At 50.9% G+C, this 16,219-nt stretch carries 12 protein-coding genes and 1 riboswitch; of the genes, 4 read left to right on the top strand and 8 right to left on the bottom strand.

Annotated features, from left to right (window positions below; translation table 11 throughout):
- Positions 1-150 precede the first annotated feature (150 nt).
- Positions 151-507, bottom strand: coding sequence for a hypothetical protein (locus tag ACO0LH_RS23960; protein ID WP_422943664.1), 357 nt, complete (start codon positions 505-507; stop codon positions 151-153).
- Between the two features lie 167 nt (positions 508-674).
- Here ACO0LH_RS23960 and ACO0LH_RS23955 point away from each other — a divergent pair, with 167 nt between their 5' ends.
- On the top strand, positions 675-1,493 hold the full coding sequence (locus ACO0LH_RS23955) for a hypothetical protein (protein WP_422943663.1): 819 nt from the start codon (positions 675-677) through the stop codon (positions 1,491-1,493).
- A gap of 228 nt (positions 1,494-1,721) precedes the next feature.
- Entirely contained in the window at positions 1,722-4,571 is a 2,850-nt protein-coding gene (locus ACO0LH_RS23950) for a M16 family metallopeptidase (protein ID WP_422943662.1), read from the top strand.
- A 107-nt stretch (positions 4,572-4,678) separates the two neighbouring features.
- On the opposite strand, the gene ACO0LH_RS23945 is transcribed toward ACO0LH_RS23950, so the two are convergent.
- The 6 genes from ACO0LH_RS23945 to ACO0LH_RS23920 all read right to left on the bottom strand — a co-directional run bounded on the left by ACO0LH_RS23945 (position 4,679) and on the right by ACO0LH_RS23920 (position 13,359).
- Positions 4,679-8,875 carry a translocation/assembly module TamB domain-containing protein gene (locus ACO0LH_RS23945; protein ID WP_422943661.1) on the bottom strand — a complete coding sequence of 1,399 codons (4,197 nt, stop codon included), beginning with the start codon at positions 8,873-8,875 and terminating at the stop codon, positions 4,679-4,681.
- Position 8,876: 1 nt separating this feature from the next.
- Positions 8,877-10,796, bottom strand: coding sequence for an autotransporter assembly complex protein TamA (locus ACO0LH_RS23940; protein WP_422943660.1), 1,920 nt, complete (start codon positions 10,794-10,796; stop codon positions 8,877-8,879).
- A gap of 10 nt (positions 10,797-10,806) precedes the next feature.
- Positions 10,807-11,250, bottom strand: a complete 444-nt coding sequence (locus tag ACO0LH_RS23935; RefSeq protein WP_422943659.1) for an ExbD/TolR family protein — start codon at positions 11,248-11,250, stop codon at positions 10,807-10,809.
- Positions 11,251-11,266: 16 nt separating this feature from the next.
- Complete coding sequence (tolQ, locus tag ACO0LH_RS23930) at positions 11,267-11,962, bottom strand: protein TolQ (protein WP_422943658.1); 696 nt, start codon at positions 11,960-11,962, stop codon at positions 11,267-11,269.
- A 91-nt stretch (positions 11,963-12,053) separates the two neighbouring features.
- On the bottom strand, positions 12,054-12,452 hold the full coding sequence (gene ybgC, locus ACO0LH_RS23925) for a tol-pal system-associated acyl-CoA thioesterase (protein ID WP_422943657.1): 399 nt from the start codon (positions 12,450-12,452) through the stop codon (positions 12,054-12,056).
- A 154-nt stretch (positions 12,453-12,606) separates the two neighbouring features.
- The gene (locus ACO0LH_RS23920; RefSeq protein WP_422943656.1) at positions 12,607-13,359 is read right to left on the bottom strand and encodes an SDR family NAD(P)-dependent oxidoreductase; all 753 of its coding nucleotides are present in this window, start codon (positions 13,357-13,359) and stop codon (positions 12,607-12,609) included.
- A gap of 235 nt (positions 13,360-13,594) precedes the next feature.
- Positions 13,595-13,725, top strand: a riboswitch (ZMP/ZTP riboswitch).
- 90 nt (positions 13,726-13,815) lie between these two features.
- On the opposite strand from ACO0LH_RS23920, the gene glyA reads away from it, so the two are divergent.
- Together glyA and nrdR are read left to right on the top strand one after the other, a co-directional pair.
- Entirely contained in the window at positions 13,816-15,066 is a 1,251-nt protein-coding gene (gene glyA, locus ACO0LH_RS23915) for a serine hydroxymethyltransferase (RefSeq protein WP_422943655.1), read from the top strand.
- A gap of 59 nt (positions 15,067-15,125) precedes the next feature.
- Positions 15,126-15,578, top strand: coding sequence for a transcriptional regulator NrdR (gene nrdR / locus ACO0LH_RS23910; RefSeq protein ID WP_422943654.1), 453 nt, complete (start codon positions 15,126-15,128; stop codon positions 15,576-15,578).
- Positions 15,579-15,930: 352 nt separating this feature from the next.
- Here the strand turns inward: nrdR and ACO0LH_RS23905 are convergent.
- Positions 15,931-16,219, bottom strand: a 289-nt coding sequence (locus ACO0LH_RS23905; RefSeq protein ID WP_422943653.1) for a hypothetical protein, incomplete at its 5' end; no start/stop codon positions are given.

Raw genomic sequence — 16,219 nt, 5'->3', positions numbered from 1 at the left:
AATTCTCCTGTAAATAAAAGGAAAAATCCGGCGACAAAGCACCTGTCCGCCAATGCGCAAATGCGTTAGCAGTTCATCAATCATCGTATGCGTGAAATACAGGCCGAAGTCGCCGTAATTTTCGTGTGGCGCAATAAGCGCTTGTGAAAATTAAGCGAGAGCCATCCACTGAGGGCGATCTGGCATGCCCATATAAGGTGCGGGAGGGGTAAATAGTGGGAAAGCGAGCTGGTGGCTTAAGCCAGGCAAGGGGCTGGCCACAGCAGCATGCCAGGGCATTGCAGTCATTGCGCTGTGCACACATGAATCACAATCTGCATGCGTAGCTTTCTGCCTGGAATCCGGAGATTTTTCATCATCTTGTGCAGCATTATCATGCTGGTGAGGATGATGCCCAAAATGACTGGCTGACTTGTCTGTCTCATGCAGGCAATACGCACTGGCAACCGTCCAGTTAAACTGGATAGTCAGCGCAAGTATCAGCATGGTCAGGATTTTTTTCAGCATGGCTAAATTATACGCGGAATTGAAATTGGCGTTTTTAAACACCATCCACTTTCAATGCCACAACACAAGGACTACGTATTTCCCCTCATCATTTTTGTCATGCAATTGTCATATTTCTCGCATATAGTAAAATGACTAAAACAAAAGAGAAAAGGAGATTAAAGACAATGCTAAGTCAATTAAAACAAAAATATCAAATGATGCGCGCCAGGAACATCACCAAGTCTTCGGATTACAGGCGTCAGTTAAGCGAGATCCCCAATGCGGTATTTTTGCATTGGCAAAAAAACGCGATGAAAGAATTTCCCGGCATCCCTCGTGATGCCATTTTTTTTGCCCGCGCAGCCGAGGGGCTGATGATGTTCTTCGAGTATGTCAGCCACAGCAAACAAAGCTGCGCCTTGCCGTCGAAGGCAGCGGATTCTGTCTGGCATGCATGGTATGCGTGGTCCTCAGCCAATCTGGATAATTTCTGCCTGAAACACTACAAACGCTGCATACCGCATATAGAAGCGGCGCAAATGGCAGGGGCGATGGATGCCGCACTGGCCAGCTGTCTCATCACCGCCCAAAAAGCCGAAGGCAAAGACCCCGGTAGCGCGACCGTACCGCGTTTATTCGCCCTTGACAGCAAATTGCGCATGCCTGATGGCTATGCCTACTTTGCCAGGGTGAGCCGTATCGGCTTCCAGAACATGGATAGCCGTGGTGTGGCAACCGGTAAATCCACCTATCCAGAAAGCTTTGACGCAGCCCAGTTGCTGGCAGCCGGCCTGATTACTGCCCTGATTTATGAGGAAATGATGGCAAAACAAGCGAAGGCCGCTACCGCAGGCGCATCTTGCGGTGGCAGTAGTTGTGGCAGCAGCGGCGATTCAAGTGGTGGTGACAGCGGCGGTTGTGATGGCGGCGGATCGAGTTGCGGCAGCAGTTGTGGTGGTGGCTGTGGCGGCGGGGGATGCGGCGGCGGGGGATGCGGCAGTTAAGCGATCTTTCAAACAGCCTCAAAATTCCTTTCGTCATACTTTCACCCTGTCATACTGAATGAAAAGAATGGAATTCATGACGGTTTTACACAAACAGATGCGTCCTGCCAATTTATCAGCAGATCTGTTCCAGCGTTATGGCTGATCTGTAGCAAATCGATACAAAGCCTTCACTGCCGGCTTTCCAGCAACAGGGTACACTGGCATTTTTGTCCAGCGCCCCTGACCATGCCGATCACCTCCTCTTCCCCGTATCACAGCAAAGCATTGAAGCTGGCTGCTGCGCTGACTGTATGCCTGGCTGTCTGGCCAGCTTATGCAGCAATCAGCCTGACTGACCCTATCCCTGTCAATCCTGACCTGAAAATGGGCAAGCTCAGCAATGGCCTGACTTATTATATACAGCGCAATGAATCGCCACGAAAAAAAGTGGAACTGCGCCTGGTTGTGAAAGCTGGCTCTGTGCTGGAAGACGATGATCAGCAGGGCCTGGCACATTTTACCGAACACATGGCTTTCAACGGCTCGCGCCATTTCAAGAAACATCAATTGATTTCTTATCTCCAATCGATAGGTGTGCGTTTTGGTGCTGACCTGAATGCTTATACGAGTTTTGATGAAACCGTCTATACCCTGCCGATTCCTACTGGCAAGCAAGCCTACTTGAAGACAGGGTTTCAAGTCCTGGCTGACTGGGCGCAAGGCGTGCAGATGAAAGATGTCGATATCGATAAAGAGCGCGACATCATCCTGGAAGAAGCCCGGCTGGGCAAAGGTGCGGGTGACCGCATGACGCGGCAGTTATTGCCAGAGGTGTTCAACGGTTCGAAATATGCCGAACGCCTGCCCATAGGCAAGGAAGACATCGTCAAGAACTTCAAGCATGAGGCCTTGCGTCGCTTTTATAAAGACTGGTATCGCCCCGATTTAATGGCCGTGGTGGTGGTGGGTGATGTTCAGCCAGTTGAAGCTGAAAAAATGATACGTGAGTATTTTTCGGGCTTGCAAAACCCGGTACCTGAACGCCCGAGGACAGATACCAGCATCCCCAAAAATGTAGCATCCAAAGCCCTGGTGATTACCGACAAGGAAGCGACCAGTAATTTGCTGATGATACGCTATCCTTTGCAGGCGGCAATAGTGCATAACACCATCGGTGATTACCGCCAGGATATCATCAAGGGCATGTATAAATCCATGCTCAACAAACGCCTTGACGCCTTGACGCAGCAACTGCAGGCACCGTTTCTGGGTGCCTCTGGCGGTGCGCAACAGGTCATCAGTGGTTATGAATCATTTGTCTCGGTTGCCGTGGTTGCCAAAGCCGGCATCCCTACCGCCATGAATGCGTTGATACAGGAAACCAATAGCATACGGCAATTTGGCTTTACCGCTGCTGAGCTTGATACTGTCAAGAAAATTGAATTGCGCGATTATGAAACCATGTATAACGAGCGCAACAAGTCGGAATCTTCAGAGTTTGCGGCAGAATATATACGCAACTTCCTCAACGGTGAATCGATACCCGGCATCGCCAATGAATATGCTTATTTCAAGGAGTTTTACCAGGGTATTTCGCTGGAAGAAATCAATCAATATGCAAAACAGGCCACACCTGATGGCATGCAAAAACTGGTCTTCTATGTAGGTTCAAATAAAGCGGGTGAAGTCATCCCTACCAGCGCCGAATTATTGGCCATGGCAGACAAGTCAGAGCAGCAAGCCGTGTTTGCCCGTGCAGATACTGCGGTGACAGCGAACCTGATGACTACCCTGCCCACGGCAGGACAGATTATTTCTGAAAAAGAAAACAAGTTATTGGGTGTGACGGAAATGACCTTGTCCAACGGTGTCAAAGTCACCTTGAAAAAGACAGATTTCAAGAACGACCAGGTATTGATGAGTGCACGTCGGTTTGGTGGCATGTCGCTATATGCAGACAATGATTTTTACAGCGCCTGGTATACCAACCCGATCGCCTGGAGCATGGGCTTAAGCAACTTTGCACCAAAAGATGTGCAGGAAACTTTGGCTGGAAAATCTGCCAATCTCAGGACCAGCATCGATAACTACACTGAAACTTTCGGCGGTGTTTCCAGCAGTGGTGATATAGAGACCATGTTGCAGTTGCTTTACCTGCGCATGACCAGCCCACGCAAGGACGAAGCCCTGTTCCAGGCTTTTATCAGCTCGCAAAAAGAAATGGCGCGTAACGTCAGCTCGCAACCAGAGTCCATTTTTGCGGATGAGATTACTGGCACGCTGTATCAAAATCACCCTCGCATAACACGCCTGAGCAAAGTCGAGGATTTTGACAAGATCGCGCTTGACCGGGCGATGACAATTTTCCAGGAAAGATATGGCAGTGCAAAAGATCTCAACTTCATCTTTGTTGGTAGTTTTGACCTGGATAAAATGAAGCCACTGCTTGCAACCTACCTGGCCAGTTTGCCGGTGGCTGATATCCCTACAAAATATCAGGACCTGCACATCAACCCGGTGCAGGGCATCGTCAAAAAAGAAGTGCATCTGGGCAGCGAAGAAAAAAGCATCGTCTCGCTTTCATTTGCTGGTGCGGCGACTTATTCAAGGGAAGAGCACAATCGTTTCTACGCAATGATAGATATCCTGAATTTGAAAGTCATTGATGTATTGCGTGAAAAACAGGGCCTGATTTATAGCGGCGGCATCAGTGGCGATTTTGGCCGTACCCCGCAAGGGCATTACTCCATACAGGTAGAATTGCCTTGCAGTCCTGCCAATGCAGACAAGGTGATCAAGGCGATGCTGGCCGAGATACAAAAAATCCAGCAAACCGGCCCATCGGCAGATGACCTGAACAAGGTCAAGCAGGCCTGGTTGAAAGATAACCAGATTTCATTACGCCTCAACGAAAACTGGCTCAATCATTTACAGATGTCGGTGCTGTATCAAACTGACCCGGAAGCGATTCTGACATACGAAAAACGTGTCAAGGCAATTACTGCGGCACAGATAAAAGAATCGGCAGCACGTTATTTCAATTTGCAAAACTATGTACAGGTAGTGCTGTACCCTGAAGTAAAGAAGGAACAGTAATTGGCTTGACTGCTTAATTTCACTAATGCGTTTGACCAATTGAAGTAAATGGCGGTCAGCCAGTGAACTATTCACTGGCTGACCGTTTCAGTTAATCAGCATACATTTTAATTGAAAGAGAAGGTGTAGTTGACATCCACGGCAGACTCACTGCCGGTACGGCCGATGAGACTGATTCTCCGGGTTAATTGCCAGCTCAGCTTGATCGCACCACTGGCATCTGACAAGCCACGCTCTACCGACAGTACCAGGCCAGGCATGATGCGTTTGCCGACACTGACGACCTGGTCAGTGGTGGCCGTGGTGTTGCCCGTAGAGCCGGCGATGGTTTGCCCTGGCAGGCGGCTGGATGAATTATTGCCTGCCGCACCGATGGAGAACTCATCAAAACCCAGGCCCTGTACGATATCGCGCGGCACATTACGGCTGCCATCACCGCCAAATATGGCAGTTGCTGCGGACATGAGCAAAGACGCATCACTGCCTGCCAGTTGATCAGAGCCACGACCCAGCACCAGCCAGGACAGCTTCTCGGAATCAGGCACCGAGGGTTCTGAAACCAGGCGTACCTGAGGAGCGGCAACAGTACCGACAATTTCGACCCCTGCTTCCACTGGCAAGCCCTGGCGCAGGGCGCGGATGTTCAAACCGGGATTGGCAGGAGGCCCCTGAAAATTCAAGATACCGCGTTCTATCGCCAATTGCTGTCCATAGCCTTCGTACATGCCTTTCACCGTGCGTATGGAGCCATTGGCCTGCAATGGGTTGCCATCAATCGAGCGAAGGCGCAGGCTGCCTTCCAGGCCGGTGTCAAGGCCACGGCCAACAAATATAAAATGCGACCCCATGTCAAAACTGACATCAACACGGGTTTTCAAACCTTTTTTGGCGGTATCGGTTTCAGCGGTCTTGACTGCCAGTTTATCGCTTTTGCGTATGACCACGACGTCACTTGACAAGCTGGGCGGCGGCAATTTTGGCAATTTGAAATAAGCGCCATCGGTGAGCACTTTGCCAGTCAGGCTCCAGATATTATTTGCTTCGACGATATTGGCCTGTCCGGAAACGACAAGCCATCTGTCCTTGCGCTGCAATAAAGGAAACTGTTGCCATTGCGCCTGTATGCTGCCGGTCTCCTTGCCTATGTCGACCTCACCGCTGGCCTTGAACTCACCTTTTCTGCCCAGCATATCCAGGCCTTGCAGCTGCGCGTGGCGCGGTATGTTACTGACGGTATTGGAGAATTGCAAATTGCTGAGTTTCAAACGCCCATCTTCAAGCTGTGCATCCATGCTGCCATTCGGTAACAACAAACCTTCAGAAGCAAAAGCCACTTCCAGTTCACGCCCGGTCAGGTCAGCGTGGTAACGTGGCTTGCCCATATTGCCCATCAGGCGCGCATCCACATTCAGCTTACCTTTCAAGACCAGGCCAGGATTGATCCAGGGTCCCAGCCATTGCAGATCAGGAATGGCTGCACTGATCTGCCCATTCAATGCAGCCGTTGGCAATATCTTCCACATTTCATTTTGTTTGCTAAGGACGGTATTCGCCCTGACTTGCCATTGCCCGAGGCGGCTACCATTGGCGTTGATATTCAAGCTCAGGTTTTCGCCATCTGTACCAGCAACCAGCCCACCAACCTTCATCTGCATTTGCAGTTCGCGCATGCCCAGTGCTACTGCTATACCGGTACCATCAGGATCATTAAAACGCAGGTCACCGCTCTGGCGCTGCAATTGAATTTCACCCTGCGCCTGCTCTTTCAAATTCAGATTCCATTGCGCACTAAGTTTCAGGTTACCTGTCACAGAAGACTGCGGCTTGATCAGGTTGGCAATAGCAATGACCTGTGCATCGCTGATACGGCCTGTGGTCTTCAATGCCGAAGGCGTCCATTCCAGTTCATCAAGCATCAGGTTGCCAAGCTCGCTATGAATAGCGAGTGTACCCAGGCGCACTGACTGCGATGAAATTTGCAAGGGGCTGCTGCTTTGCAGGCGCGCATCGGGGTTGCCATGCAAACTCAATGCCTGCAATTGCCCCTGCCAGTTCCATGGTGCACTCTCATTTTTCGCTGCCTGCAAACCACCTGTAGCCACCAGGCTGAGTACCTGCTTGTTGGGGAAGCTGCTCTCCAGTGTCAGCGTATGCGCGTCGCGTCTACCTTTCAGTTGCAGGCGAACTTGCTCCAGCTTGTCGGTTGAAGCAATCTGTTCAGCACTGTTGTTGAGATTCAAACTCGGTAAGTCGCCACCAATATGACTGGCGACTATTTCGCCGTCAAAGCTACCTTGTTCACCGCTGTTGAGCGCCACCGTCGATTTGAGCTGTGTTATATGGAATTGCTGATTGCCGCGCTTGACACTCAGCATTTGCGCGCTCGCATCAAGCTTGCCCGCTGGTTCATTGAAGCGCCCGCGCAAATCGGCTTCGGCTTTCAGGCTGCCCCCCAATGCCAGTTGCAAATTGGTGAGCAAGGGATTCAGGCTGCTCAGGTCCGGGGCATCCAGTTTCAGCTTCAGTACATCATCAGTCCCGCCCCAGTTGCCCTGGGCATTCAGGGCATTTTTACCCCAGTGCAGGTCAAGCTGTTTGACTTGCAATTGCTGGTCTTGCAACCAGCGCATGTCGAGACTGCACTGCACTGTTTGCCCGGCATACTGACCTTGCAACTGTGGCAAATTCAGTTGTACATTCAGGCGCGGCTGAATTTGTCCATCGGCACTAAAATCCGCCTGGAGCCGACCCGGCTGTGTCGCTACCCAGCGCGCCGGGTCGAAATTTTTCAGGCTGGCCTTGAGTTTGAAAGCTTGTTTTCCTTCAAAGCTGATTTCACCTGTACCTTGCAGATGTGAGTCTTCTGCCTGCAAATCAAATTTGCTCAAATTCAGCAACAGCTTTTCAGTGTGGTAACTGGCATCAGCCTTCAGGCTGGCCCTGGCATCTTGCAATTGGGCCTGCAAATTAATGACGTGGTCTTTGGCCGTTTGTGCTGATGTTTGTGCCGATAACTGTCCTTTGATATTGCTGGCATGCAGGCGCTGATCAATTTGTTTCAAATCAATATTCGACACGGCCAGCTGTACATCCGCTGCCAGTTGCTGCGCCTTCCAACTGACATGCGCATTACCCAGTGCCTTGCCCGCAGTTTTATCATTACCCGCCAATTGCACAGCCAGGTCTTTCAGTGTTACCTGATCAGCATCCCAAACAACTTTGGAAGCCAGTGCCTGCACGGGCAAGCCATGTTTGTCTATGGATGTAGCCAAAGTATTACGGATGTTGACATCACCACTGACGACAAATCTTGATGCCTGCCCCTGGCTAAGGGCGGTCACCGATTTCAGCTCTGCCTGTATGCGTAAATCTGCCTGTGGTGCCGCGACATGCCAGGCGGATGGATCAAGATGCTGCACATCAACATGCAATTGACGCACATAGGGGGCGGTAAACGGTGTCAGCAAGGTATTGGCATTGCCACGCAGAGCCTGGGTTTTGGCGGTTTGCTCCGTCAATTGCGCCTGCACGGCAATTTCCAGGTCTTGCAGGCTACCAGCCAAAGCGCCGGTCAGGCTCACTGCCGGTATGTCTTGTATGGCTTGCCCATGCAGATTAAAGTTGCCATCGATTTTGAATGGCCGCAGGCTGGTCAGCCCGGATTTCAGATCCAGGCTACCCCAGGGGCTGGTGAGCGCAGTGGTGATTTGAAATTGATGATTTTGAAATTGCAGGCTGCCTGTCAGTGCGCTCAGCATCACTGTTTCCGTTTGCTTGCCATCTGCGGCCAGGGTGGCAATATGCAATCGTCCGAGTGCCAGTTTGCGGGCATTCACAGTCATGGGCAGGCTCAGGTTTGCAGGCAATTTTGCCGCGTCCTTGCCAGGTAGACTGGCAACAGTCAGTGAACTTGCCTGCAACTGCGTAATGTCGAGGTGATTGCGCCATAAGGCCGCAGGATGCCATTGCAGACGCACCGCACTGGCATCAATTAACAAAGATGCGTTGCGAAAACTAAAGTGCTCCAGCGATATATCATCATCCAGCGTCCCCTTCACGCCCGACACTTTCAGGTTGCCTGCGCTGAAATTCTCCATGACGGCAAACAGGGTCTTGGTACCGCTTTCTGTCTTGTATGCCCACAGCAAAAGCAATGAGAATATCAACAGCAGGGCCAGCATCATTTTCAGTGTAAACAAGGCAGCGCGGGCAGTACGCGAACTGCGTTTTTTTGTTTTTGGTTTTTCCGCCTGCGGCGAAGAGGAGGATGACGAAGCTTTATCGCCGGATTCAGTGGTTTTCATATCAGAAGGCGATCGCAATAGAAAAATCCAGCCTGAATTTTTTAATTTGTCTGCCATAGGCCAGATCAAGCGCAATCGGCCCGGCGGGCGTTTTATAGCGCGCCCCTGCTCCCATGCCCTGACGTAAGCTTATTTCACGCCAGCTATCGGCGGCGTTGCCTACATCAAGGAAAGTCGCTGCGCCCCATGAAGCATTGAGCCAATGTACATATTCAGCACTGGCGGTTGCCAGCACCCGTCCACCCCTGGTGGTATCGGCATGTTGTATCCCCAGGCTTTGATAAGAATAGCCACGCACGGTCGTGCTGCCACCGGTACGGAACAGGTAATCTTCGGGGATACCGTCATAACCGGGAGAAAATACGGTACCCAGTTCGGCCCGCAGGATGACGCTGTCCGTTTTGCGTACCGGTATCCAGCGCTGGTATTTGGCATAGGCGCGGATGAAGCGCTGATCAGACCAGATTGCTTTTTCTGATCCGGCAAGATCGAATTGCAATATCTGACCTTTACGCGGGTCAAAAGGTTGGTCAACATCGCGCCAGGTCCAGCCTATGCTGGCAACCAGCGCGCGGTAAAACTCATCGGGCTCATTGTCACTGAATGAGAGTTTTTCCCTGACAATGTTCAGACCCAGGCGCTGCTCGAGATGACCACGGGTAATGGTGCGTTTGACGCCCAGGGACTGGCGGTTGGTCAACACACCGGCGAGGTCTTCACGTTCTATCAAGACACCAAAAGAATCGAGATAATTGTTTTCACGTGGTGGCAAATAGACATCGGCATAGCCCAGTTGACGGCGTTGTTCCAACCGCAGGGCACTGCGCAGATCCCAGGCTTTGCTGAGGATGTCACGGTCGCGGTAAGCTATTTCACTGCGATAGCCGGTATTGGTGCTGTAACCCAGTCCAAAACTCAGGTCACGCGCCTGACGCTCTAGCACAGTCACGTCCACGGGCACGGCACTGGCTTTTTCCGGATCAGGGTCTATACCTACTGTCACGGTGCCAAAATAGGGAGAATTTTGTAGCGCTCTCTGAAAATCCAGCAGGCGTGAGCGCGAATAGGGCTCACCCATTTTAGGCGCCTGATAGCGGTCTATCAACCAGGCCGGATAACGTTGCAAACCATTTACGCGAATTTCACCCAGGGTAAACGGTGGGCCGCTTTGCACTTCCAGTTGCAATATCCCGCGCTGATTATCCGCATCTATGCGCGCTTCGCTGTCACTGATATTGGCAGCAGCGTAAGCATCAGAACGCAGGCTCTCCAGCATTTGGGTTTTCGCATCAGTCCAGTCGGCTTCGCGAAATGCTTGCCCGACGGCCAGGCCCCAGTCTTCCTGCAAGGCACGGCGCCGTTTGATGGCAGATTTATCGCCGGCATCTATCGCATCAGCAAGCGGACCAAAGACTTTGAGTGAAACATTCTCAATCAGAGTACGCGGCCCTGCATCAACGGTGACATGAATGAGCTTTACAGTGACCGGCGTATTTGCGGGCACCTGTGCTTTGACCAGGTTATCAAAATTTTCAAATTGTATCTGGGGTGAAAAATACCCTTCTGTTGCCAGGATGTTGCTGATATCAAGACGCAGTTTGCGTATCAGTGCAGGTGTAATATTTTGTGCGTCGGCACTGCCGGAAAATTCAGGAATATGCTCTTTGAGCAAATCTGTCCATGCTGATTTAGGTGCCTGCAATTGCAGGCGACCGCTGGTACTGCTGATGGCGATTTCTGTTTCTGGTTCGCTATTTTCTTGTGGACTGACCGTCGTGCCGATTACTGGAACAGAGGGCGGCACAGGTGCCAGAATGGGAGTCGGTTTCGATGGCAAAACAGTCTGCGCCCTGACCTGCCCCATGCCGCAAAGACTGGCAGCACAATATAAAACCAGGAAGGGTCGCAGTTTTCTCTGCATCAGCAAGAACTCATCGTGTAGCGAGACCAACGCGGTTGATGCCCAATTTTTTTGCTTCAGAAATCACTTGTATTACCTCGTCATAAACCATGCCCTTGTCAGCTGACACCAGCACCGACAAATCAGGTTTGGCTTCATGGTATTCACGCAGCTTTTGCATTAACTGCTTGTGGTCTTTCGCTTCTTCCTTGCTGTCCTGGCGATTATTGCCGTTTGCCCCAGCCTTACTATTGATGCTGATGGTGGAAGGCGCTTCAGGACGCAGAGTGATTTCTATGTAATCAGTAGGCGGCTGTGTCGATTGCCCCGCAGTAGGCAAATTGATGACGCTGGGATTGGTCATCGGCGCGCACACCATGAAAATCACCAGCAATACCAACATGACGTCGATATAAGGAACGACATTGATTTCTGCCTTGAATTTGCGTTTACGTTCGCCACGCAGGGTACTCATGCTGATTCAATTCTTCCTAGCGCGACTGGCGTTGAAGAATATTCGAAAATTCTTCAATAAAAGTTTCAAAGCGTATCGCCAATCTGTCGATATCATGTGAGTAGCGGTTATACGCCAGCACTGCCGGGATAGCTGCAAACAGGCCGATTGCCGTGGCAATGAGGGCTTCGGCAATACCGGGCGCGACCGCTGCCAGCGTAGCCTGCTGGACATTGGCCAAGCCACGGAAAGAATTCATGATGCCCCAGACCGTACCAAACAAACCGATATAGGGCGACACAGAACCGACTGATGCCAGAAACGACAAATGCGCTTCAAGCACATCCATTTCGCGCTGATAAGAAGCGCGCATGGCACGGCGGGCACCATCAAGCATGGCGCCGGCATCGAGCGAGGCTTTATTGGCGGTTTTGACTTTATGGTATTCACTCATGCCGGCTTCAAAAATACGCTCAAGCGCGCCCGTACTATCGCGTCCATTGCGGCGACTATTGGTAGCCGATGCATACAAATCAACCAGATTGCCACCTGACCAGAAGTTGCGTTCGAAATCTTCAGTTTGCGCACGCGCTTTCTTGATGGCGAACATCTTGCTGAAAATATAGGTCCAGCTCGTCAATGACACCCCAAGCAGCAGCAACATGACGAGTTGCACCAGTATCGAGGCATTGGTAATCAGGCTTAAGAATGAAAGGTCTTGGGTAACAGTCATATCAAATCAATTAAATAAAACAAAAACGTTAGCCGCGCGATCCGCAATGGCAGTTAAATCAGCTTTAATGTGCGGCAGGATACATAATTATTCAGGCCAATCTTGCCAGCACATCCGTAGGTATAGCAGCAGGACGCACGGTTTCTTTAGAAACGCATCCTACCTTGATATGCCCACTGGCCAGCAGGCGATCACCACACCACGCCTCCTGCACAAACTGCACAGAAGCACGCCCCAGTTTTTCGACCACAACGGTCAGCCTGAGTTCATCATCAAGCCTGGCGGGTGCATGATACTCGACTGCGGTGGCTTTGACGACAAACATTACTCCGGAGTCATCGGCCATTTGCTGTTGATTCACTCCGGCAGACCGCAACCATTCGGTACGGGCACGCTCAAAAAACTTCAGGTAGTTGGCATAGAAAACGATACCACCCGCATCCGTGTCTTCATAGTAGACCCGTACTTGCCATTCAAATTGTGTATTCATATTTTAAAGCTATGGCACGAGTATAGACGCGATGCATTGCAATTCGTTCAATAAAATTGGCGATTTGCCCTGCTTCGCATTTTGCCTCTCTATGCCCTGTTATTGTTTTTCTTATTTCCCTGGCGCATGATCAATGCATCAGGGAAATGTGAAATCAAACTGGTGTGCGTTTGATAGTCAATGGGCCATACCCCTGGCAAGTCGGCATCATTTCTATCTGGTTGATATTGACATGGGGTGGCAGGGTGGCGATCCAGTACGCAGTTTCAGCGATATCCACTGCCGTCAATGGTACGGTACCCTCATATACTTTGGCAGCCGCATCATCATTTCCGCGGAAACGCACATTTGAAAATTCTGTACCACCACACAGGCCCGGCGCAATATTGGTGGCGCGCACGCCTGTACCCACCAGATCCGCGCGCAGATTCTTTGTGAATTGCTCAACGAACGCCTTGGTCGCTCCATAGACGTTCCCACCCGGGTAAGGGGTAGAACCGGCGACAGAACCGATATTGATGACCAGGCCAGTACCACGTGTGACCATGTCCGGCAGCACTGCGCGGGTAACGGTGACGAGTCCTTTGGTATTGGTATCGATCATCGTATCCCACTCGTCTTGCGACGCCAGATGCGCAGGTTCCGTACCCAGTGCCAGACCGGCATTATTAACCAGTACATCGATTTTTTTCCATTCTTCCGGCAAACCAGCGAGAGCCTGGGCAATCGAATCTTTGCTGGTAACATCCAGCGTGACTGGCAATAAGGCGGCACCCAGCTCTTTTTGCAGGGCGGCAAGACGTTCAGCCCTGCGTGCAGCGGCAATTACCTGATGCCCGTGACGCACAAATTTGCGCGCCATTTCTTCGCCAAAACCGGAACTTGCGCCTGTAATCAATACGATCATGCTGATTTCCTTCAATGAGATGGTTAAATCCTGGATAAGGGTATTTTAAGTGGTTTTGCATTTATGTTCTTGTCATCTGCTGAATTGGGTGCAGATCAGGATCACCCCCCCCCTGTTTGGAATATCTGTTGCCCCTGTAAACAGGATTTCAATCAGAGAGACAAGCGCAGAAACCATGTGTATACAGACAGGCACTTGCCCATTCAAACGTCATCACGTAAAATCCATGCACCATTTCGTCTCACGTGACTGGCGAAACGGCCAACATCTGCTTTTTAAGGGATTTCTGGCCAAAGATGGAGATCCATCGGGAAGCGTGAGATTTCGGAGTCGCCATGACTCTAGCCGTGCGCCTGGGTAGCCTGATGGTAAAAGCAATGAGGCTGCCCTTATCCGTTTCAGACACCTCATTGACGACAATCAATTGTTTATTAACAGGAATAATCAGGAACCGCCATGTTTGCAAAAAATCATACTCTCGCCAACGTAGATCCAGAACTGTTTGCTACGATACAAAAAGAAAACGTGCGTCAACAAGAACATATCGAGTTGATCGCCTCTGAAAACTATTGCTCACCTGCCGTCATGGAAGCCCAGGGCTCGCAACTGACGAATAAATATGCCGAAGGCTATCCAGGCAAGCGCTATTACGGCGGTTGCGAACACGTCGATGTGGTTGAGCAACTGGCAATTGACCGTCTGAAGCAATTGTTCAATGCCAATTTCGCCAATGTACAGCCTAATTCCGGCTCACAAGCCAACCAGGGCGTGTTCTTTGCGTTGTTGAACCCTGGCGATACCATCATGGGCATGAGCCTGGCTGAAGGCGGCCATCTGACCCACGGCATGCCCCTCAATATGTCCGGCAAATGGTTCAATGTAGTTTCTTATGGCCTTAATGCTGAAGAAGATATCGATTACGATGCGATGGAAAAACTGGCGCGCGAAACCAAACCCAAACTGATTATTGCCGGCGCCTCTGCTTTTGCCCTGCGTATCGACTTTGAACGTTTCTCAAAAATCGCCAAGGAAATCGGCGCATATTTCATGGTCGACATGGCTCACTATGCTGGCTTGATCGCGGCTGGTGTCTATCCTAATCCCGTACCTTTCGCCGATGTCGTCACGTCGACGACACACAAGAGCCTGCGCGGCCCACGTGGCGGTATCATTTTGACGAATGACGAAGCGATTGCAAAGAAAATCAATTCTGCGATTTTCCCTGGCTTGCAAGGTGGCCCTTTAATGCATGTCATCGCTGGCAAGGCAGTGGCATTCAAGGAAGCATTGACACCTGAATTCAAGGCTTACCAGGAGCAAGTCGTCAAGAATGCCGCTGCCCTGGCAAACACCTTGACTGAACGTGGCCTGCGCATTGTTTCCGGCCGCACTGAATCACACGTCATGCTGGTGGACCTGCGTCCTAAAGGTCTGACAGGCAAGGAAGCGGAAGCCATTCTCGGTTCAGCGCATATCACCTGCAATAAAAACGGTATCCCGAATGACCCGCAAAAACCAATGGTCACGTCCGGCATCCGCTTGGGTAGCCCGGCCATGACCACACGTGGCTTCAAGGAAGCAGAAGCAGTCAAAGTAGGTAATCTGATTGCCGATGTACTGGAAAATCCGCACGATGCAGCCACCATAGAACGTGCGAAAGCCGGGGTCAAGGAACTGACCGATGCTTTCCCGGTCTACGAAGCATAATTCAGCAACAAGAAACGCCGCTCAAATGAGTGGCGTTTTTCAACCTTTAGGCAAACTCCATGAAATGCCCTTTCTGCCACAATGATGATACGCAAGTCATCGATACCCGTGTCTCGGAAGAAGGCAATGTCATTCGCCGTCGCCGTCGCTGTGCCGATTGCGATAAAAGATTCACCACCTATGAGCGCGTCGAACTGGTCATGCCAGTCGTTGTCAAGAAAAATGGCAGCCGTACAGAATATGAGACCGCAAAACTACGTGCCAGTCTGATGCTGGCCCTGCGCAAACGCCCGGTTTCTGCCGAAGCTGTTGAAACAGCCATCCAGCGCATAGAAGAAAAACTATTGTCCAGTGGCGAGCGCGAAGTCATGTCCGGCCATGTCGGCGAACTGGTCATGCGCGAACTGAAACGCCTCGATAAAATCGCCTATATTCGCTTTGCATCCGTGTACAAAAGCTTTGAAGATTTATCAGAATTTGCTGAGGCGATACAAGAAGTGAAGAAGAACTAAGATCTTTCGATCCTCCCCTGGTCATAAATAAACAAAAAGGAGCGTGAGCTCCTTTTTTTATTGTCTATAAGTTCGAGATTCATATCGGTATGAGTGGACAGCACGGCCTTGCGAGTTTCCTACGTCTTCCGACATCATCACTCCTATGTGGGCTGACACTCGTTTTTCCACACATGCTTTATGAGTTCCGGATAAGCAAATATCTGCGTTTATCCACGAACGCCGCTAGGTTCCTGCCTGCGCAGGAGCGACGATTTTAGGTTTCCATTTTGAAGCAGGTACACCCACTGCCAGGTCACCTACACTACTGGCAATGCTGGCAACAAGCCGCTTGAATTACAAGGGTTTAGCCTCAAACCCGTCGCTCCAGCGCAAGCTGGAGCCTGGTGTCGTTGGTCGATGAGCCGTGCGGAGAGCAAAAGAGTGATGGATCAATAAGGATAGCGGTGCGTGCAGCGCACCCTACGTTGAGAGGATTTGACGCCTTCTTCTTTTGATTATTTTCACAAGCACAAAAGCAAAACCCCCGGTCAATTGCTTGATCGGGGGTATGCGGAATACAAGCCTGACGATAACCTACTTTCACACTGGTTGCAGCACTATCATTGGCGCGTAATCGTTTCACGGTCCTGTTCGGGATG

It is taken from the genome of Undibacterium sp. TJN19, assembly GCF_049339485.1.
Classification (GTDB): domain Bacteria; phylum Pseudomonadota; class Gammaproteobacteria; order Burkholderiales; family Burkholderiaceae_D; genus Undibacterium.
This window is presented reverse-complemented; position numbering and strand designations above follow the sequence as displayed.